This window comes from Synechococcus sp. 1G10 (genome assembly GCF_002252625.1).
In the GTDB taxonomy this organism is placed as follows: domain Bacteria; phylum Cyanobacteriota; class Cyanobacteriia; order PCC-6307; family Cyanobiaceae; genus Regnicoccus_A.
The window spans coordinates 74,229-92,763 of the sequence record NZ_NQKW01000002.1 but is presented as its reverse complement, the minus strand read 5'-3'; the positions used below and the strand labels follow the sequence as shown (position 1 = coordinate 92,763).

The following is an 18,535-nucleotide window of genomic DNA, read 5'->3' as shown; positions in this document are numbered from 1 at the left end:
ACGGGATCACGGCCTGAGCAATTCCCTGGTCAGTGGCCCGATGGCAGCCGGATCACGCAACAGCTGGGGGTGTGTCGCCACCGGCAGCTCCGTGCGGGCGCCGATGGGCAGCACGGCGCGCCATCCCGGCAGCACGGCCAGATCAATGGCGGAATAGAAGCTGTGGCACTCGATCCGGTGCAGGGTGTCGAGGTTGCCGTTCAGGCGCTTCAGCAGGCCGCTGCCCCACTTCAGACCAGCGATGCCCTTGAAGACGCGCCCAGGCCAGGGCTGGGCCGTGAGCGTTCCCTGCTGGGGACTGCCCACGCTGATGAAGCGCCGTGTGCGCTGGTGCCCTCCCATCAGCTGAATCCAGGTGCGGGCAATGACGCCCCCAATCGAAAAGCCCAGCAGGTCGATCGGCTCCTCCAGCCCCAGACTCGCCCGGATGTGGCCACCGAGCAGCTCAGCAGCCTGTTCGATCGGGGTGAGTCCGAGGCGCAGGGGCAGGGCAGGGATCAGCAGATGGGGCCGTCGTTCTGCCAGCTCACGCCTGAGTTTGTTGAACACCGCTGGGCTGTCGAGCAGCCCATGAACCAGAACCAGGGGGGGACTCGGAATCGGAGAACGTGCTGATACCACCAACCAATTAAAACCAGCTGCGGCTCCAATTGAGAGCCGTGGTGACCGACCGCCCTGGTCAGCGTCACGTCGCGGCGGTCATGAGCAGTTTCCCGCCAGCAATCAACAACACAGCGGCGAGAATGCGCTTGATGGTGGTGTGAGGAAATCGGTGACTGCCGAAATGGGCTCCAGCAAAACCTGCCGCGACAGCGGCAATCGCCAGAGGGATCGCGAAAGTCGGGAAGTTTTTCGTGCTGCTGACATTGCCCAATAAACCAGCCACAGAATTCAGCAAGATGAACAGTGCAGACACGGCTGCAGCAGATTTGACTGTTGACCACCGCATCATCAGCAGCAAAGGGGTGAGGAAAATACCGCCACCCGTGCCCGTAAGCCCTGATAACAATCCGAGCCCAGCACCGATTGGAATTGCGCAGGCAATTGCCGGTGGCGAGCTTGCCGTATCAGCACTTTGACCAACAATGAATCTCACAGCCGACAGAACAAGCACGACTCCGACAATGAGCCTGAATGCGGTTACTGGAAGATTGAGGTAGCCACCAACAAACGCCATGGGCACTGCCAACACAGCAAATGGCCAAAATAGTGACCATGAAAAGTGGCCGCGTCGTGCAAACTGCCATGTGGCAATCGTCGCCACAAGAATATTGAGCATCAGCGCGGTTGGCTTGATGGCACTGGGTGACAACTCGGCCAGCGACAAGACGGCGATATAGCCGGAAGCGCCTGCATGACCAACAGATGAGTACAAAAACGCCACCCCACCGATGGCGATGCACAACAGCAGGATGTGATCATCATTCATGGACAGAGGGCGCTGCAGATAGCAAACATGATCCACTAGTCACCGCAGGTTAGACTTACAAGATGTCAATGCAAACTTGTCAGGCAGTAGATCGCTCTCGCTTAAGCAGCAGGCAAGCAATAACGGCACCAATCATAGCCAGAACTGCCATCGGATAGAAGACAAGGTCATAACTTCCGAACAGATCTCGAATATGACCAGCTAATAAAGTACCAATCAAGGCACCAACTCCATAGGCAGTAAAAACAATTCCATAATTCTGGGCATACTTTTCGGGATTGAAAAAGCGGAGAGTAATGGTTGGAGCCATGGCCAACCACCCGCCAAGACAGAACCAGAACAAGCAGAAGGCAGCCAGATATGTGGCAACCTGGCCAGCTTCAGCATTGATCATCAGCACGCAGGCAATAAGGATCAGCGCATAGGACAATATGGCAACATAGTGGGGCTTGAACCGATCGCTTAACCAGCCAAACAGCGGACGACTGACGCCATTAAACAAAGCGAATAAAGACACGCTCCAGGCTGCCACAGTAGGATTGATGTCAATTATTTCCTCCCCGACTGAACTGGAAATACCAATCGCGGTCAAGCCGACCAGGGTTCCGATCGCGTAGCAGAGCCATAACCCATAAAACGATCGATGATGGAATAGGTTTCGGGTATTGACCAGGGCTGAGCCAGCAACAGCAGCAGCATGGTGCCGAGGCTGCCAGCCCTTAGGCGGCAACTTCATCACCAGAGAAAGAGCCAGGATGATGAACGTAAAAGCAATGCCAAGCAGGCGCAAGGTGGGGCGAACTGTGTAGGCTTCAATCAATTGATTGGCAAGAGGAGCCGTAATCAAGGGCGAAAGCCCAAAACCAATAATCGTCAAGCCCACGGCGAGGCCTTTCTTATCAGGAAACCAGCGAGAGACGACCACTATGGGGACACCATAGACAATGCCCACACCTGTTCCAGCGATCATCCCGTAGGTGACAACAAGAGCTCCAACATGAGTAGCAAAACTGGCAAGTATATAGCCCAAGCCTACGACAATACCTCCGATAACTGTCGTGACGCGAGTACCAATACGAGGAATACAAAAACCCGCAATTGGCATCATGCCAGCATAAAAGACCAAACCAAATGTAAATGGAAGCAGGCTTTGTGTGGCACTGATTCCAAGCTCCCCTTCCAAGGGAGTCCTGAAAATACTCTAGGAATACACACTTCCCAAGCAAAGCAGAATAATGATTCCAAAAGGAATAAGAAGCCATCGGCTTTGCTCCGCAGGTTGCCCCAACAACTTGAGTTGAGGCTGATGGTGAGTTGTATGAAGTGTCACAGGGACCAGCGAGCCAGACGCAACAACAAAAGCGACATTCGCAATGGCAGACTATCGACTCCGATCACCTTCCTGCCAGAAGATGGCAGCCGTGTCAGCAAGCCAGAGCAGATGGAACAGGCACATCGGCTTGCAGAGATCAGCCACAAGATCGGCAATAGCGTTCTGGCAACGGATACGCAGAAACGGGGTAAGCTTGTTCTGACCAAGCTCCTTATCCAGAAAGAACTGCTGCTTGCTGATGAACCTGGAGTGGATATAAATGCGGGCATGCTCTGCTCGGGAAACTGGGTTGAGGTACAGGCGCAACTCAGCGCCTGGGATGGCGGTTTTTATCTCAGCCGCGATCGAGCCCAGCAGCGCCTGAGTCGCCACGTTGCTGGACTCATCGGAGCAACAAGACATCAATTCAGATATTGACGGTTCGACTGAAACCAGGCTCCAGTTGACCTCAAGATGCAATTCCCAGGCCTGATTATGCAATTCCTACACCTGTTGGGATCACAGGACTATGGCCTGCGCAGGCTGGCTCTCCCGCCGAAACTACTCCATGCGGAAGAAGTCGATTAACAAAGCTCATATCCGAGCAAACATCATATCTACACGAAGACAATATCTGCAAGAAGATCATATCTTGGTGAAGATCATATCCAGGTAATGATCATTTCCGAGCGATAAATACACCCCAAAACCTGATTTTCCGAGCAGACAGGCAGCACCCTCATCAGCTCGCGGGGGAAAGTCCTGGATGGCTGAGCCTACGTCAAGGTGCAAGCCCTAAGGGATATGACGCAGTGGTTCCGCAGGGCGATCGTCTGCCTAGGTTCCGAACAGGTGAAGTCTTTCCAGGCACCAAGAGGAGACGGACGATGACGGCCATCAGCCAGTGCCCTTTCGCAGGCCGCTCCGGGGCCCCCACCACCGCCGGGGATCAATCCAACCGCAACTGGTGGCCCCACCAGCTCAACCTTTCGATCCTTCACCAGCACGCGCCGGCCTCCAATCCGCTCGGGGCTGAGTTCAACTACGCCCAGGCGTTCAACGAACTGGATTTCGCCGCCGTGAAGCGTGATCTGAACGCGCTGATGACCGACTCCAAGGACTGGTGGCCGGCCGACTGGGGCCACTACGGCGGTCTGTTCATCCGCATGGCCTGGCACAGCGCCGGCACCTACCGCACCGGCGATGGCCGCGGCGGCGGCGGCACGGGCAACCAGCGCTTCGCGCCGATCAACAGCTGGCCCGACAACGGCAACCTCGACAAGGCCCGGCGGCTGCTCTGGCCGATCAAGCAGACCTACGGCAACCGGCTCTCCTGGGCCGATCTGATCATTCTGGCCGGCAACTGCGCCCTCGAATCAATGGGCTTTGCCACCTTCGGCTTCGGCGGCGGCCGCGTCGACATCTGGCAGCCGGAGGAAGACATCTACTGGGGCGGCGAAACAACCTGGCTCGGCGATGAGCGTTACAGCGGCGATCGGGAGCTGGAGAACCCCCTCGCCGCCGTGCAGATGGGATTGATCTACGTGAATCCCGAAGGCCCGGGTGGCGTTCCCGACCCGGTGGCCTCCGGGCGGGACGTGCGCGAAACCTTCGCGCGCATGGCCATGAACGACGAGGAAACGGTGGCTCTGGTGGCCGGCGGCCACACCTTCGGCAAGGCCCACGGGGCCGGCAGTCCGGAGCTGGTTGGACCCGCACCGGAAGGGGCCAGCCTGCAGGAGCAGGGGCTGGGCTGGCACAACCGTTTCGGCAGCGGCAAGGGCGCCGATGCCACCACCAGCGGCATCGAGGGGGCCTGGAAGCCCAATCCCACCACCTGGGACCGGGGCTACTTCGAGATGCTCTTCGGCTACGAGTGGGAACTGGAGAAGAGCCCGGCCGGCGCGTGGCAGTGGCGGGCGAAGGATGTACGCGAGGAGCACCTGATCCCCGACGCCCACGACCCCACGAGGCGGCACAGGCCGATGATGACCACAGCGGATCTTTCGCTGCGCTTCGATCCGATCTATGAACCGATCGCTCGCCGCTTCCACCAGGATCAGCAGGCCTTCGCCGATGCCTTTGCCCACGCCTGGTTCAAGCTCACCCACCGGGACATGGGCCCGAAGGTGCTCTACCTCGGTCCCGAAGTACCGGATGAGGATCTGATCTGGCAGGACCCGATCCCCGCCCCTGACCATCCCCTGATCGGCGCCGCTGCCATCGCCGAGCTCAAGGCCCGAGTGCTGGCTTCGGGGTTGACGGTGCCGGAGCTGGTGGCGACGGCCTGGGCATCGGCCTCCACCTATCGCGGCTCCGACAAGCGCGGCGGTGCCAATGGCGCCCGCCTGCGCCTGGCGCCCCAGAAAGACTGGGAAGTGAACCAGCCCGAGCAGCTTGCGCGGGTGCTGGCAGTGCTGGAAGGGATTCAGCAGAGCTTCAACGCGGCCCAGGGTGATGGCACCCGGGTGTCGCTGGCGGATCTGATCGTGCTGGCCGGTGGCGCGGCGGTGGAAGCCGCCGCTGCCGCCGCTGGCCATGCCGTGGAGGTGCCCTTCAGCCCAGGCCGCACAGATGCCTCCCAGCAGCAGACCGATGCCGCCTCCTTCGCGGTGCTGGAGCCCCAGGCCGACGGCTTCCGCAACTACCAGAAGCGGGCTTTCAAGGTGCGGGCGGAAGAGCTGCTGATCGACCGGGCCCAGCTGCTGGGCCTGAGCGCACCGGAGCTGACGGTGCTGGTCGGCGGCCTGAGGGTGCTGGGTGCCAACACCGGCGGCTCGGCCCATGGCGTGTTCACCCACCGCGTCGGCACCCTCAGCACCGACTTCTTCGTGAACCTGCTCGACATGGACACGGTGTGGACGCCCAGCTCAGAGGCCGGCGACAGCTTCGAAGGACGCGACCGCCGCACGGGCGAGCTGCGCTGGAGCGGCACCCGGGTGGATCTGGTGTTCGGCTCCAACTCCCAGCTGCGGGCCCTCTCGGAGGTGTATGCCCAGAACGATGGACCCGCCAAGTTCGTGACCGATTTCGTTTCGGCCTGGAACAAGGTGATGACGCTCGATCGCTTCTCCTAAGAGTTTGCGGAAAAACCGCCTACCGGAGCTTCGGGTCCTTCACGAGCCGGCACAGGCGGCGAGGAGCGAACGATCGCATCCACCATCCGGGCGGTCTGCACAATCGGCGCCACATCGTGCACCCGCAGCACATCGGCACCCTGCGTGATCGCCTGGGCGCAGACAGCCGCCGTGCCCCACAGCCGCGCGCGGGGTCTGGGTTCGTTGAGCACCGCGCCGATGAAGCGTTTGCGCGAAGGCCCCACCAGCAGGGGGAAACCTTCGCGGCGCAGGTCTGCCAGCCCCCGCAGCAGCGCCAGGTTGTGCTCGGTGGTTTTGGCGAAGCCCAGGCCCGGGTCCCAGATCAGCTGATCAGCCCGGATCCCCGCCGAGTGCGCCGCCTCGCTGGCGCGCAGCAACTCCTCACGCACCTCGGCCACCACATCGGCGTAGGCGGCCAGCCCATCCATGCTGCGGCTGTCGCCGCGGCTGTGCATCAGCACATAGGGACAGCCGAACTCCGCCACCACCGAGAGGATCTCGGGGTCGCGGCGACCGCCGCTCACGTCGTTGATCCAGTGGGCGCCGGCCGCCAGAGCAGCCGCGGCCACCGGGGCCCGGAAGGTGTCGATCGAGATCAGTGGGCCTCCTGTATCGGCCCATGCAGAGCGGATCAGCTCCAGGGCCGGCAGCACCCGCCCAAGTTCCTGCTCGGCGCTGATCTCAGCGGCCCCCGGCCGGGTGCTCTGGCCGCCGAGATCGAGCAGATCAGCCCCCTGGGCCACCATCGCCCGGGCCTGACGCAGGGCGGCAGCGGGGGTGGGGTAGCGGCCACCATCACTGAAGGAATCGGGGGTGAGATTGATCACCCCCATCACGTAGGTGCGCAAGCCCCAGGGGAGAGCGCCCCCTCGCTGAACTGGATCAGACCCCGCCGGCTCAGCCGCTGGATCCGACGATGCTCTGCTGGAGGCCATGGTCGGCACTGCCGTGGCGCGATCCATCCTCAGCCCCCGCCGCCTCGTCCCGGGTTCCATGGGAAACTGTCCAGGTCAGCGGTTCTCGGGCCGATGGCAGCGCCCTGGAGGGGTGGTCGAGTGGTTGATGGCTCCGGTCTTGAAAACCGGCGAAGGGAAACCTTCCGCGGGTTCGAATCCCGCCCCCTCCGTTGCCTGCACGCTCTCCTGCCGCGATCGCTGGAGAGCTGCGGAAACTGCCGCTAACGTCGGCCGGCTTGTGATCCGAACGGCACCTTGAGACGAACGCGATGGCTGCTGCCGGTGTTGATGCTCTGCGGACTGCTGCTGGCGATGGTGCAGGCCCTGCCCGCCCCCAGTGCCGCCCAGGCCAGCCGCAGCGAGATCCGCGGCGTGTGGATGACCACCAACGACATGAGCACCATGCGCGATCGCACCAAGTTGCGAGCCGCGATGGACCAGCTGAAGGAGATGCATTTCAACACCGTCTATCCGGTGGTCTGGAATTCCGGCTATGCGATTCATACCAGTGAGGTGACCCGTAGGCGAAAGATTCAGTCGTTTTCCTACAAGGGCCTTGAAGGCCAGGACATCCTGGCGGATGTGATCAGTGAGGGCCATGCAAAAGGCATGCTCGTGATCCCCTGGTTCGAATTCGGCTTCATGGCTCCACCCTTTTCGGAGCTGGCCCAGCAACATCCGAGCTGGCTCACCCAGCGGCAGGACGGCAGCCGCACATCGATCAGCGCTGCCGGAGAAGTGGTGTGGCTCAACCCCTTCAGGCCGGAGGTGCAGCAGTTCATCACCGAGCTGGTGCTGGAAGTGGTGGGCAACTACGACGGCGATGGCATCCAGTTCGATGACCACATGAGCCTGCCCAATGAATTCGGCTACGACAGTTACACCAAAGCGCTCTACACCAAGGAGACCAATCGTCCGGTGCCAAGCAACCCCATGGATCAGGCCTGGATCAAGTGGCGAGCCGACAAGATCACGGCCTTCATGGTCGAGCTGGACAAGGCCGTGAATGCCAAAAAGCCCAGGTCGATCGTCTCCGTTTCCCCCAACTACTACGACTTCGCCTACAAGCTGCAGCTGCAGGACTGGCTAGGCTGGGTGCGGCGCAATATCGTCGATGAAGTGATCGTGCAGCTCTACCGCCCCGACGTCGCCAGCTTTGCGGCCGAGGTGGCGCGCCCCGAGCTCGCGGAAACCCGGAAGAAAATCCCCACCGCGATCGGCGTGATGACAGGCCTGCGCACCAAGCCCGCACCGATGCAGCTGATTCAGGATCAGGTGCAGACGGCCCGGCAAAGGGGCATGGGGGTGGCGTTCTTCTATTTCGAATCGCTCTGGAATGCCACCGCCGAAGCCGAAAACCTGCGCCGCGAGGGCTTCCTGTCCCTGTTCCCCAGCCCTGCGCCCCGCACGCCCCTCTGAGGCCCAGGTGAAGCAACGCAACGCCTAAGGGGATATGGCGCCGATCAAAAGCACCGATCAGCTCAGCTGGCTGCGGAAGCGCGAGACACTGATGGCCATCAACAGCGGCGCCATCACCAGCAAGGCCAGGGCATGGGGCCAGAGTGCCTCGAGACCGACACCCTTGAGCAGCAGCCCCCGCAGGATGGCGATGTAGTGGCGCAGGGGATTGAGCAGGGAGAGGGCCTGAAAGAAGGCCGGCATGCTCTCGATCGGCGCGATCGCGCCGGAGGTCTGAACCATCGGCAAGGTGATGAAGAAGGCCGTGAGCATCACCTGCTGCTGGGAGCGGCAGACCGTGGCCAGCATGATCCCCACGCCGATCCCCACGAACAGATACAGCCCCGAGAGGGCCAGCAGCAAAAACGGATCGCCCCGGATGGGCACACCGAACACCAGCCGGCCGAGGGCCAGTGCCAGCAGCACATCCCCCATCAGCAACACGACCAGGGGCAGGATCTTGGCCAGCAGGATCTCCCAGGCGCCAGCTGGGGTCATCAGCAGCTGCTCGAGCGTGCCACTGTCCTTCTCGCGCACCAGCGTCACCGCCGACACCAGGGTGGCGATCAGGGTGAGCACCAGACCGATCACCCCGGGCACGAAGAACCAGCTGCTGGTGAGACCGGGGTTGTAGAGAAAGCGCACCTGGGTGCGCACCGGCGGTGTGGGCGGCAAAACCCCCGCCTCCGGCCGGAACCGGCGCAGGATCTGCTGGATGTAACCGCTGGCGATGCCGGCGCTGTTGGCGTCGACGCCATCGATGAACACCTGCACCCGGGCGGTGTCACCGCTGGCCAGCCGCTTGCTGAAGTTCGGTGGGATCACCAGGCCGGCCGTCAGCTCTCCGCGCTCCACCTGCCGGGCCAGCTCCTGTTCGCTGCTGGGATAGGAGCTGGCCAGGAAGATCCGGTTGGCGGTGAGGGCCGACACCAGCTCCCGACTCGCCGCAACCTGGGCGTAATCGACCACCCCCAGCTTGAGGTTGTGCACCTCTGGGTTGAGGGCGAAGCCGTAGATCAGCAGCTGCAGGGTGGGGGGAATGATCAGCAACTTGATCAGCTGCCGGTCGCGCAGGATCTGCTGGACCTCCTTGCGCAGCAGGGCCCAGAGGCGACTGGCCACCAGCACTCGCCAGCCGTGCCACAGGATCCTCACGGCCCGCCACCACCGCCATCGGCCAGCTGCAGGGAGCCAAGGGAGCGCAGCGTGACCAGATAGAGCAGCGCCGCCAGGGCCAGGATCATCAGCACATCCAGCCAGACACCGGCCCAGCCCGTTCCTCTGACGAAGGCATCACGGCTGATGACGATGAAGTAGCGCGCCGGGATCAGGGCCGACACCAGCGAGAGCGGTGGGGGGATGTTGCTGAGCGGATAGATGAAGCCCGAGAGCAGCAGGGCGGAAAGAAACCCCACCAGCGACACTCCCTGCACAGCCGCATTCTGGTTGGCGCTGCGCACCCCCAGCAGCAGCCCGAAGAGCACGGCGGCGGCCAGATAGATCGTGGTGCCAACCAGCAGGGGCGTCGGGTCGCCGGCGAAGCCGAGCTGGAAGATCAGCCCCCCCAGCCCCATCACCACAACGGCCATGCTCACCCCCACCAGCAGGTAGGCCAGGGCCTTGCCCAGCAGCAGCTCGGGCGCACGGATCCCCGAGGCATAGACCTGCAGGATCGTGCCCTTGTCCTTCTCCTTCACCATCGCGATCGCGGCCAGCAGGGAGGGAAAGATCCAGAGCACCACGGCATAGACCCCCGGCACGATGTACAGCGATTCCTTGCGACCGGGGTTGAACCACAACCGCGTCAGCGCCTGCACCGGCGGCGGGTTCGTGAGCAGCTCCTTCTCGGAGAGAAAGAACGCCGTGGTGCCCTGGATGCTGTTGCGGATCACCCGGGCATTGTTGGTGTCGGTGCCATCCACCAGCACCTGCACCTCCACCGGCTGGCCGGCCTTGAGGCGGCGGCTGAACTCCGGCGGAATGATCACTGCCGCCTTGGCCAGGCCCCGATCGATCGCGTCGGCCACCGGGTCGTCGCCCCGCCAGGGGGCTGGCCGGAACTGATCGGTGGCGAAGAGGCGGTCGGTGTAAGCGGCACTTAGCGGACTGCGGTCAAAGTCCTGCACCACGATCGGAATCACCTTGGTTTCAAGGCGGATGGCGAAACCGAAGATGAGCAGGGTGAGCAGGGGCAGCAGAAAGGCCAGACCCAGCGTGAGCCGGTCGCGGCGGAACTGCAGCAACTCCTTGCGGCACTGGGCCAGGATTCGCCTCATCTGCCCTCCCCTTCTCGCGCCTGGGCCCGCTGCACGGTGCCGATGAAGGCATCCTCAAGGGAATGGGGCACCCGGCGCAGTCCTTCCAGGCTGAGCTGGGCCTGGCTCAGCAGCAGCTGCAGGCCCTCGACCTCCCGCTCCGGATCATCCAGCACCAGATGGAGGCGGTCGCCGAAGCGACTGACCCGCCAGGGCTGCCAGTGCCGCCGCAGCAGAAGAGTGGCGCTCTGGAGCTGATCCTGCGGCAGCACCAGTTCAAGCACCTGGCCCGGCTGGGCAGCCTTGATCGCGCCTGGGCTGCCCTCGATCACTTTTTCGCCGGCCACCATGAAGCAGAGCCGGTTGCACTGCTCCGCTTCCTCCAGGTAGTGGGTGGTCACGAGGATGGCGGTGCCCCGGCGGGCAAAGGCGTTGATCAGGCTCCAGAACTGCCGCCGCGCCAGGGGATCCACCCCTGAGGTGGGCTCATCCAGGAAGAGCACCTCGGGATCGTGCAGCACGGCGGCGCCGAAGGCCACTCGCTGCTTCCAGCCCCCGGGCAACTTCGCGGTGAGCAGCTGCTCCTGCCCCTGCAGCCCACAGCTGGCGATCACCCAGTCGATGCGGGGCTGACGCAGGGGACCCGGGATGCCGTAGACGCCGGCGTAAAACTCCAGGTTTTCCCGGATCGAGAGGTCGTCGTAGAGGGTGAATTTCTGGCTCATGTAGCCGATCCGGCGCAGCAGATCCGGGCCACGCAGCAACTTCGACTCCCCCGCCAGCACGATCTCGCCGGAGCTGGGGGCCAGCAGGCCGCAGAGCATCTTGATCGTGGTGGTCTTGCCGGCACCGTTGGCCCCCAGCAGACCGAAGATCTCGCCGTAGCGGATCTCCAGCGTCAGCTGGCGCACGGCCTCGAAAGCCCCGAAGCGGCGGCTGAGGCCCCGGGCTGCGATGGCGGGATCGGCGCGGCGCCGGCGGCTGCCCTGCACCCCCGGGAAGGGCAGCAGTGGCAGCTCCCCGGAGCGGCGGCGCTGGCTGATCACGACCACGTTCTCGAGGGTGGGAGCGGTGATCAGCAGCTCCTGAAGCGGCAACCCCTGACGGCGGAACAGCTCCCGCACCTGGGCTTCTCCCGTGGCCGCATCGTTCACAAGCAGATCGAGCCGGTCGCCGAAGGTCTGCACATCGACGATCGCTCCACCACTGAGCAGCGGTTCCGCCGCAGCCGACGCGGCCCCCCTCAGCTCCAGCCGGCTCAGCCCCAGCCCCTGCTTCAGGGCGGCCGGCGAACCCAGGCTCTCGATCCTCCCCTGCTGCACCAGGGCGATGCGGTGGCAGCGCTCGGCTTCCACCAGATCAGGGGTGGCGATCACGATCGTGACCCCCTCCTCCGCCAGGGTGGCGAGCACGTCCCAGAAATCGCGGCGGGAGACCGGATCCACTCCAGTGGTGGGTTCGTCGAGCAACAGCAGCCGTGGCCTGTCGATCAGGGCACAGCAGAGGGCCAGCTTCTGCTTCATGCCACCGGAGAGCTGGCTGGCGAGGCGATCGGCGAAGGGCTCCAGACCCAGGCGCCTGAGCAGGGGAGTGCGCCGCTCCCGCCAGAGAGCTGGGGATACCAGCCGCAGGCCGGCCACGTAGCGCAGGTTTTCCTCGACGCTGAGGTCGGGGTACTGGGAGAACTGCTGAGTGAGGTAGCCGACCCGCTCGCGGGCCTCGCGGGGAGGGCTGCCCAGCACCCGCACCTGGCCGCCGCTGGGCTCGATCACCCCGGCGAGGATGTGGAAAGTGGTGGTCTTGCCGGCGCCATCGGGGCCGATCAGGCCGAAGATCTCACCTTCGCTCACCCTGAAATCCAGGCCGGCCACGGCCGGGCGGCTGCCGTAGCACTTGTGCAGACCCTCCACGCTCACCACAACACTTGCCACGCTGCGGCCGGCGTTGTTGTGAGCGGGATCAGGGGGTGAGGATCTCGGCATCGGCAGGCATTCCCGGTTTGGCGTAGCCGGCCGGATCCTCGATGGCCAGCTTCAGGCCGAAAACCTGCCTGACACGGTCGCGCTGGAAATAGATGGTCTCGGGGGTGAAGGAGGCCTGGGCATCGACTTCCGCCACCCGCGCCGCCAATGGCCGGCGGGGGTCTGAATCCAGGTAGATCCGGGCCTGCTGCCCCAGGCGCACCCGCCCGATCTCCCCCTGGGGAATGAAGCCGCGCAGATACACCGTGGCGGGATCCAGCAGGGTGAGCAGGGTGCGGCCGCTGGCCACCACGGCGCCGGGCTCGACACTGCGGGAGATCACAACGGCAGCCAGGGGCGAGTGAATCCTCAGATAGGCGGCTTCCGCCTTCACCTGCTGCTCGGCCGCCTGGGCACTGCGCACATCGCTCTGGGCAGCCCGCACCCCGGCCACAGCGCGCTTGCGCTGCTCGCTCAGGGCCTGGAGCTGGGCCGAGCGAATCGATGGATTGAGACCCGTCGAAGCCGCCAGGGCCAGGGCGCCGCGGGTCGCCTCCACCTGGCGCTGCTGGGCGGTCACCGCGGCCTCGGAGGTTTCGAGGGCAGTGCGATCCTGATCCAACGACTGGGGTGAGGCCGCCCCCTGCCGCACCAGCGACTCGGTGCGCCCCAGGGTCACCCTCGCCAGGCGCTGCTGGGCCTGGGTCTGGGCCAGCTGGGCTTCGGCACTCGCCAGGTTGGCCCTGGCCTGACCCACCCGGCCCAGGTTGTCCTGCTCGGCCTGAGCCACGGTCAGACGGGATTCGCGGATCTGGCTGTCGACCACATCGATCTGGGAGCGGCTCTGGTTCAGCTGCTGACGAGCGGAGGCCAGCCGTGCCTGGGCACCGCGCAGGCGGGCGAGCACCTCCTCGTCATCGAGGCGAACCAGCAACTGCCCAGCCTTGACGCGCTCCCCTTCCCGGACCGTGACCTCAGCCACGCGGCCGCCGATCCGGGCGCCGAGATCGGTTTCGTAGCCCTCGATCCGCCCGCTCAGCTTCAGGGGGCCACCGCTGGATCGTCCCAGCCACAGCCAGCCCGCCAGGCCGGCGGCCGCAAGGGCCAGGCCGCCGCCGATCAGCAGCTGCTGCCGCCTGGGCCAGGCGAGGGGATTCAACGTCAGGCGCACCCCGAGCCGCCGGCGGGCAGGCGGCTGCCCTCCAGGCAGGCGCCGCTGAGATCGCTGCCGACCAGCTGGCAGTCGCGCAGATCACAACCGCTGAGATCGGCACCGGTCAGATCGGCCTCGCGCAGGTTGGTGCCGTAGAGGCAGGCCCCGCGCAGGCTGGCGCCCCGCAGTTGGGCACCCTGGAGGTGGGCGTAGCTGAGATCAGCCCCCTCGAAGTCGGCACCGCCCAGATCGGTGTGCTGGTCGAGCCCGGAGCGGAAATCGGCCTCCACCAGCCGAGCTTCGCGCCAGCGGCTGTTGGCGGCCACCACCCCGCGCAGGCAGCAGCGGTGGAGCAGGGCACGGCTGAAATCGGCCCGCTGCAGGCGGGATCCCGAGAGGTCGGCCTCCTGCCAGCTGGAACCCGCTGCCTGCAGACCGGAGAGGTCGGCGCCCCAGATCAGGGCCTGCTGAAAGCTTGCGCCCTCCACATGGGCCTCGCGCAGGCAGGCATGGCCGAAGCGCGCCTCGCGGAAGCAGCCCAGGCTCAGGTCGCAGCCGGAAAGATCGAGGTGGAGGCCGTCGACATCGGGCAGGCGCAGACCGATGAAACTGCGGCGGCCACTGGCAAGGGCCTGGCGCAGCTCCTCGATTGAAGTGGGCAGCGGCGGCGGCGGGGTGGCTGTTGTGGTCATCAGAAGATCGCCGCCAGATCATCGAGTTGCTGGCGGCGGGCAGCCAGCAGCAGCTTTTCGGACTGGGCCATCAACCGGAACACCCCCTTGTCGATCACGTCGTAGAAGACGAGGCTGCCCTCGGGCCGGCGGCGCACCACACCGGCGATCATCAGCAACTTGAGGTGCTTCGAGACCAGCGCCTGACTGAGGCCGGTCTTCTCCACCACCGCGGTGACATTGAGGGCTCCGGAGCGCAGGGCCTCCAGAACCGTGAGGCGGTTGGGCTCGGAGAACACCTTGAAGTAGTCGGCAAGGGCTTCCATGGCGGCGTCACGCGGGAGCACAGGCTGCAATGAGATTTTAGCGCGCTGCCGCAGCAACGCTGGAATGCAAAGACGGCCTTTCGTAGTATCATGTTGTCGTTATGCATTTCGCGTCAGAGCGCACACCTGCCGATGACCACCGCCACTGCAGCCCCGGCCACCACCCCGCACCTGCGCGAGGACCTGCTCACGCCGCGCTTCTACACCACCGAGATCGAGAAGGCGGCCCGCACCGACATCAATGGCCAGCGGCCGGCCTTCGAGGCGATGCTCAACGAAATGGAGGCCGACTACAACCGCGACCACTTCGATCGCAAGGCACCGCTGGATCGTCTCAAGGACCTCAGCCCGGAGGAGAAGGAGGCCTATGAGAGCTACCTGGTCCGCTCCTGCGTGTCGGAGTTCTCGGGGTTCCTGCTGTTCAAGGAACTCTCCAGGCGCCTTTTCCAGGCGGAGCGCCCCGAGCTCGGACGCCTGTTCCAGCTGATGGCGCGGGATGAGGCCCGCCATGCCGGCTTCCTCAACCGGGCGCTGGTCGCCGAGGGCATCACACTCGATCTGCCCAAGCTCAGCACCAGGCGGCCGATCACCTGGTTCCCGCTCAGCTGGGTGCTCTACAGCGTGTTTCTCTCCGAGAAAATAGGCTACTGGCGCTACATTCTGATCGATCGCCATCTCAAGGCGAGCCCAGATAATAATTTTACGCCGCTGTTCGATTTCTTCGAACCCTGGTGCCAGGACGAGAACCGCCACGGCGACATCTTCAACATGCTGATCCGTTGCTGGCCCGGCCTGCGCCATGGCCTGCGCGGACGGCTGCTCAGCCGCTTCTTCCTCTGGAGTGTGTTCCTCACCCACAGCCTGACGGTGTGCGAGCGGGGCGACTTCTACCGTCTGCTGGGCATGGATCCCGCCGCCTTCGATGCCGAGGTGATGCGCCAGACCAACCGCACCGCCCGCCGCGCCTTCCCCTGGGTGTTCGACCTTGAGGGCAGCCGCTACCTGGAACTGCGCGACCGGATGGTGGCCTGCCACCGCGAGCTGCAGGCCGGCAAGGCCGAGGGTGCCGGGCCCCTGAGGCAACTGGGTCGGCGGCTGCGCTTCGGGCAGCTGCTGCTCCAGCAATTCCTGCAGCCGATGGTTCCGGCTTCAGCGGCATGACCCACGACATCAACGGCGCCCCAGTGGCGCGGGTGTTCATCGGCTACGACCGCCGCGAAGAGGTGGCCGTGAACGTGCTCACCGCCTCGTTCCAGGCCCACGCCAGCATCCCGGTGCAGATCGGCCAGGTGCGGCTCGATCAGCTCAGGGGCGTGTACACCCGGGAGCGTGACCCGAATCAGAGCACCGATTTCTCCTTCAGCCGCTTCCTGGTGCCATGGCTGGCCGGCTACCAGGGCTGGGCCCTGTTCATCGACGCCGACATGCTCTGCCTGGGCGACATCGCCGAACTCTGGGCGCTGCGCGACGAGAGCATGGCGGTTCAGGTGGTGAAGCACCAGCACGAGTGTGAGGAGGGGCTGAAGTTCCAGGGCATGCCGCAGACGCCCTATGGCCGCAAGAACTGGTCGTCGGTGGTGCTGTTCAACTGCGAGCGCTGCACGGCGCTGACTCCGGAGTTTGTGAACACGGCCACGGGGCTGGAGCTGCACCAGTTCCGCTGGCTGGCGGATCGGGAGATCGGCGAACTGCCGCCGGAGTGGAACGTGCTGGTGGGAGTGCAACCGATTCCGGCTGCAGCGAAGGTGCTGCACTACACGCTCGGCGGCCCCTGGTTCGACGACTGCCTGGACATGCCCGAATCCCAACGCTGGCTTGAGGCCCGCGAGGCCATGAACCGTCCCCTGGTGGCACCCCCTTCACCATTCACGTCTCACGCTTCAGCGCCTGATCCCCCTGTCATCAGCAGGAACGGGTGATCGGCCTCAGCCCAGCAGGCCCTTGACGTGGCTGATGATCCCGTCGGGATCGAGGCCCTGGTGGGGGAACTGCTCCCAGAGGCCGCCGCAGCCCTCCTTGTGGGTGCCCAGGTGGCCGTAGCGGGGGGTGAAGCCCCGCTCCAGCAGCCAGGTGCCGTAGCGGCTGCCGAGGCCGGTGCGGCGGTTGAAGGATTCCACCACCAGCACGAAGGGGGAGGCGCCCGCCCTGGCGATCATGGCTTCATCCACCACATTGAGGGTGGGTTTGTTGATCAGACCCACATCATGTCCCTCTGCCCGCAGCCGCTCCACCGCATCAAGGGCGCGGTAGAGGCACTCACCGAAGCTCACCACATAGCCGGCGCTGCCCTCCCGCACCAGCTCATCTTTGCCGCTCTCAAAGCTGTAGCCCTCACCGTGCAGTTCATTGCCGGCGGCATCAAGCAGATTGGGCACCTTCGAGCGGGTGGAGAAGATGAAGCGCAGGCCGGGATCAGCGAACACGGCCTTCACACAGGCCTTCATCTGGGCCGCATCAGCCGGGAAATAGAGGCGGGTGCTGTCGTTCTCCTCCAGTCCGTTGTCTGCAAAGCAGTTGTTGAGACCGAAATGGCAGGTGTTGTCGGCCATGTCGTCGATGCCGGCATGGGAGAAGTGACTGAGCACATTGGCCCCGTTCAGCCGCGCCATGGTGACCTCGGAGATGATCATCTCCAGGAAGGCGCTGAAGGTGGCGAAGATCCCCTGGCGGCCGGCCTCCATGCCGAATCCGGCGGCCGCCGAGAAATTTGCCCGCTCCATAATGCCGCCGCTCACGAAGATCTCCGGATGGGCCTTGCGGATCTGGGCCAGGCCGCAGGAGCCCTCCAGGTCGCTGTCCACCACCAGCACGCTGTCCTTGCGGGTTTCAGGCGTCATGGCGCCCAGGATCTCCACCACCACATCGCCGAACACGTTGCGATTGGCCTCCAGCCGCTGGCCTGAACCGAGGAAGGTGGCGGGATTGGCGGGTTTGACGATGCCCTTGAGATAGGTGGCGGCACCGTTCTGGCCGCGCTGCTCCAGGTAGGCGATCGCCAGGTCCACCGGGATCACGTCGTGGCCGTGGGTTGTGCCCTCCAGACCCTCGATTCCCACCGCCATCGGCCGCTTGTTGATCACCGCGACGGGGCCGTTCGTGCCCACGGCGCGGCAGAGGCGGCCATACAGATCGTCGAGGTCCTCACCGTCGCCGGTGAGAGTGGCGAGACCATGGCCAGCGAGGGTGCGCTCCAGGTCGTAGCCGGGCTGGTACTGGGAGGGATGCCCGGCGATCGTCACGTCGTTGTCATCGATCACCAGCTTCACGTTCAGCCCGTGAGCCACCGCGAAGCGGGCCGCCTCGGCGTCATCGCCCTCCTGCTGGGCGCCGTCGGAGCCGAGGCAGAACAGGGTTTTGCCGGGGTGGGCCAGGGCGACGCCGTTCACGAACGGCCAGAGGTGACCGAGCCGGCCCGAGCTGAACTGCACACCAGGAGTGAAACCCAGCTCCGGATGGCCCGGCAGCCTGGAGTGGGCGGCGCGGTATTGCAGCAGCGCCTCGGCCGGCAGCTCGCCCCGCAGCACGCTGATCAGGTACTGGGTGGCCACCCGGTGGCCGGCCTCATCGAAGAACACCGGCAGGAACTGGTCCGGCTTGCCGCGGAAGAAGGCATCGAGGATCATCACCTCCGGCACCGTGTCGAACGGCCCGCCGCTGTGACCGCCCACGCCCCGGGCCGCACCGGTGGCGGTGAAGAAGATGATCGCGTCTCGGCAGAGCTGGATGTTGGCTTTCAGCGCCTCCCGCTGGCTGGCGCTCAGGCTGGGCTGATCAGGATCGAGAGCAAGCGGCTGGAAGGCATCCAGATCGATCGGGAATGGGTTGGTGATGGTGGCGGTCATGACGGCGCTCAGGGAGTGGCCGCATTCCAGCACTTCTGGGCGAGCTCGCCGCTGAGGTCAGAAGATGAAGTCTT

16 protein-coding genes and 1 tRNA gene are annotated in these 18,535 nt (G+C 64.6%); 5 read left to right on the top strand and 12 right to left on the bottom strand.

Features of this window, described 5'->3' with window-relative positions; all coding sequences use genetic code 11:
- Positions 1-6: 6 nt before the first annotated feature.
- From CJZ82_RS02475 to CJZ82_RS02460, 4 genes are all read right to left on the bottom strand, one after another.
- The gene (locus CJZ82_RS02475) at positions 7-621 is read right to left on the bottom strand and encodes an esterase/lipase family protein (RefSeq protein WP_369820011.1); all 615 of its coding nucleotides are present in this window, start codon (positions 619-621) and stop codon (positions 7-9) included.
- Positions 622-685: 64 nt separating this feature from the next.
- Positions 686-1,429 carry a sulfite exporter TauE/SafE family protein gene (locus CJZ82_RS02470; RefSeq protein WP_094554228.1) on the bottom strand — a complete coding sequence of 248 codons (744 nt, stop codon included), beginning with the start codon at positions 1,427-1,429 and terminating at the stop codon, positions 686-688.
- Positions 1,430-1,508: 79 nt separating this feature from the next.
- On the bottom strand, positions 1,509-2,612 hold the full coding sequence (locus CJZ82_RS02465; RefSeq protein WP_233129988.1) for an OFA family MFS transporter: 1,104 nt from the start codon (positions 2,610-2,612) through the stop codon (positions 1,509-1,511).
- Between the two features lie 198 nt (positions 2,613-2,810).
- Positions 2,811-3,242, bottom strand: coding sequence for a hypothetical protein (locus CJZ82_RS02460; protein WP_143593517.1), 432 nt, complete (start codon positions 3,240-3,242; stop codon positions 2,811-2,813).
- 386 nt (positions 3,243-3,628) lie between these two features.
- On the opposite strand from CJZ82_RS02460, the gene katG reads away from it, so the two are divergent.
- Positions 3,629-5,818 (top strand): catalase/peroxidase HPI, encoded by a 2,190-nt coding sequence (katG, locus tag CJZ82_RS02455; protein WP_094554226.1) that lies wholly within the window; start codon positions 3,629-3,631, stop codon positions 5,816-5,818.
- Here katG and folP read toward each other — a convergent pair.
- The gene (gene folP, locus CJZ82_RS02450; protein WP_094554394.1) at positions 5,815-6,672 is read right to left on the bottom strand and encodes a dihydropteroate synthase; all 858 of its coding nucleotides are present in this window, start codon (positions 6,670-6,672) and stop codon (positions 5,815-5,817) included. The genes katG and folP overlap by 4 nt on opposite strands.
- Before the next feature lie 208 nt (positions 6,673-6,880).
- Here folP and CJZ82_RS02445 point away from each other — a divergent pair.
- Together CJZ82_RS02445 and CJZ82_RS02440 are read left to right on the top strand one after the other, a co-directional pair.
- Positions 6,881-6,965: transfer RNA gene (locus tag CJZ82_RS02445), tRNA-Ser, on the top strand.
- A gap of 85 nt (positions 6,966-7,050) precedes the next feature.
- Positions 7,051-8,214, top strand: coding sequence for a glycoside hydrolase family 10 protein (locus tag CJZ82_RS02440; protein WP_094554225.1), 1,164 nt, complete (start codon positions 7,051-7,053; stop codon positions 8,212-8,214).
- 57 nt (positions 8,215-8,271) lie between these two features.
- On the opposite strand, the gene CJZ82_RS02435 is transcribed toward CJZ82_RS02440, so the two are convergent.
- The 6 genes from CJZ82_RS02435 to CJZ82_RS02410 are packed head-to-tail and all read right to left on the bottom strand — an operon-like array spanning position 8,272 to position 14,619.
- The gene (locus CJZ82_RS02435) at positions 8,272-9,408 is read right to left on the bottom strand and encodes an ABC transporter permease (RefSeq protein ID WP_233129987.1); all 1,137 of its coding nucleotides are present in this window, start codon (positions 9,406-9,408) and stop codon (positions 8,272-8,274) included.
- On the bottom strand, positions 9,405-10,529 hold the full coding sequence (locus tag CJZ82_RS02430) for an ABC transporter permease (RefSeq protein ID WP_094554224.1): 1,125 nt from the start codon (positions 10,527-10,529) through the stop codon (positions 9,405-9,407). The genes CJZ82_RS02435 and CJZ82_RS02430 overlap by 4 nt, the downstream gene beginning before the upstream one ends.
- The gene (locus CJZ82_RS02425; RefSeq protein ID WP_094554223.1) at positions 10,526-12,490 is read right to left on the bottom strand and encodes an ATP-binding cassette domain-containing protein; all 1,965 of its coding nucleotides are present in this window, start codon (positions 12,488-12,490) and stop codon (positions 10,526-10,528) included. The genes CJZ82_RS02430 and CJZ82_RS02425 overlap by 4 nt, the downstream gene beginning before the upstream one ends.
- On the bottom strand, positions 12,468-13,628 hold the full coding sequence (locus CJZ82_RS02420) for an HlyD family secretion protein (protein ID WP_143593516.1): 1,161 nt from the start codon (positions 13,626-13,628) through the stop codon (positions 12,468-12,470). Before CJZ82_RS02420 ends, CJZ82_RS02425 begins: the two co-directional genes overlap by 23 nt.
- Positions 13,629-13,630: 2 nt before the next feature.
- Complete coding sequence (locus CJZ82_RS02415; RefSeq protein WP_094554221.1) at positions 13,631-14,314, bottom strand: pentapeptide repeat-containing protein; 684 nt, start codon at positions 14,312-14,314, stop codon at positions 13,631-13,633.
- Positions 14,314-14,619: a helix-turn-helix transcriptional regulator gene (locus CJZ82_RS02410; protein ID WP_094554220.1), complete on the bottom strand. Its 306-nt coding sequence runs from the start codon at positions 14,617-14,619 to the stop codon at positions 14,314-14,316. The genes CJZ82_RS02415 and CJZ82_RS02410 overlap by 1 nt, the downstream gene beginning before the upstream one ends.
- 132 nt (positions 14,620-14,751) lie before the next feature.
- On the opposite strand from CJZ82_RS02410, the gene acsF reads away from it, so the two are divergent.
- Positions 14,752-15,780 (top strand): magnesium-protoporphyrin IX monomethyl ester (oxidative) cyclase, encoded by a 1,029-nt coding sequence (acsF, locus tag CJZ82_RS02405; RefSeq protein WP_094554219.1) that lies wholly within the window; start codon positions 14,752-14,754, stop codon positions 15,778-15,780.
- On the top strand, positions 15,777-16,538 hold the full coding sequence (locus CJZ82_RS02400; protein ID WP_143593515.1) for a glycosyltransferase: 762 nt from the start codon (positions 15,777-15,779) through the stop codon (positions 16,536-16,538). The genes acsF and CJZ82_RS02400 overlap by 4 nt, the downstream gene beginning before the upstream one ends.
- Positions 16,539-16,544: 6 nt before the next feature.
- On the opposite strand, the gene CJZ82_RS02395 is transcribed toward CJZ82_RS02400, so the two are convergent.
- A complete protein-coding gene (locus CJZ82_RS02395) occupies positions 16,545-18,461 on the bottom strand; it encodes a transketolase C-terminal domain-containing protein (RefSeq protein WP_094554392.1) in 1,917 nt (638 codons plus the stop codon).
- Positions 18,462-18,535: the final 74 nt, after the last annotated feature.

Bases quoted from the DNA above. Each gene is read 5' to 3' on its own strand.
- CJZ82_RS02470 (WP_094554228.1), bottom strand. From the start codon at position 1,429: ATGAATGATGATCACATCCTGCTGTTGTGCATCGCCATCGGTGGGGTG.
- CJZ82_RS02425 (WP_094554223.1), bottom strand. From the start codon at position 12,490: ATGCCGAGATCCTCACCCCCTGATCCCGCTCACAACAACGCCGGCCGC.
- CJZ82_RS02400 (WP_143593515.1), top strand. From the start codon at position 15,777: ATGACCCACGACATCAACGGCGCCCCAGTGGCGCGGGTGTTCATCGGC.
- katG (WP_094554226.1), top strand. From the start codon at position 3,629: ATGACGGCCATCAGCCAGTGCCCTTTCGCAGGCCGCTCCGGGGCCCCC.
- CJZ82_RS02410 (WP_094554220.1), bottom strand. From the start codon at position 14,619: ATGGAAGCCCTTGCCGACTACTTCAAGGTGTTCTCCGAGCCCAACCGC.
- acsF (WP_094554219.1), top strand. From the start codon at position 14,752: ATGACCACCGCCACTGCAGCCCCGGCCACCACCCCGCACCTGCGCGAG.
- CJZ82_RS02395 (WP_094554392.1), bottom strand. From the start codon at position 18,461: ATGACCGCCACCATCACCAACCCATTCCCGATCGATCTGGATGCCTTC.
- CJZ82_RS02415 (WP_094554221.1), bottom strand. From the start codon at position 14,314: ATGACCACAACAGCCACCCCGCCGCCGCCGCTGCCCACTTCAATCGAG.
- folP (WP_094554394.1), bottom strand. From the start codon at position 6,672: ATGGGGGTGATCAATCTCACCCCCGATTCCTTCAGTGATGGTGGCCGC.
- CJZ82_RS02430 (WP_094554224.1), bottom strand. From the start codon at position 10,529: ATGAGGCGAATCCTGGCCCAGTGCCGCAAGGAGTTGCTGCAGTTCCGC.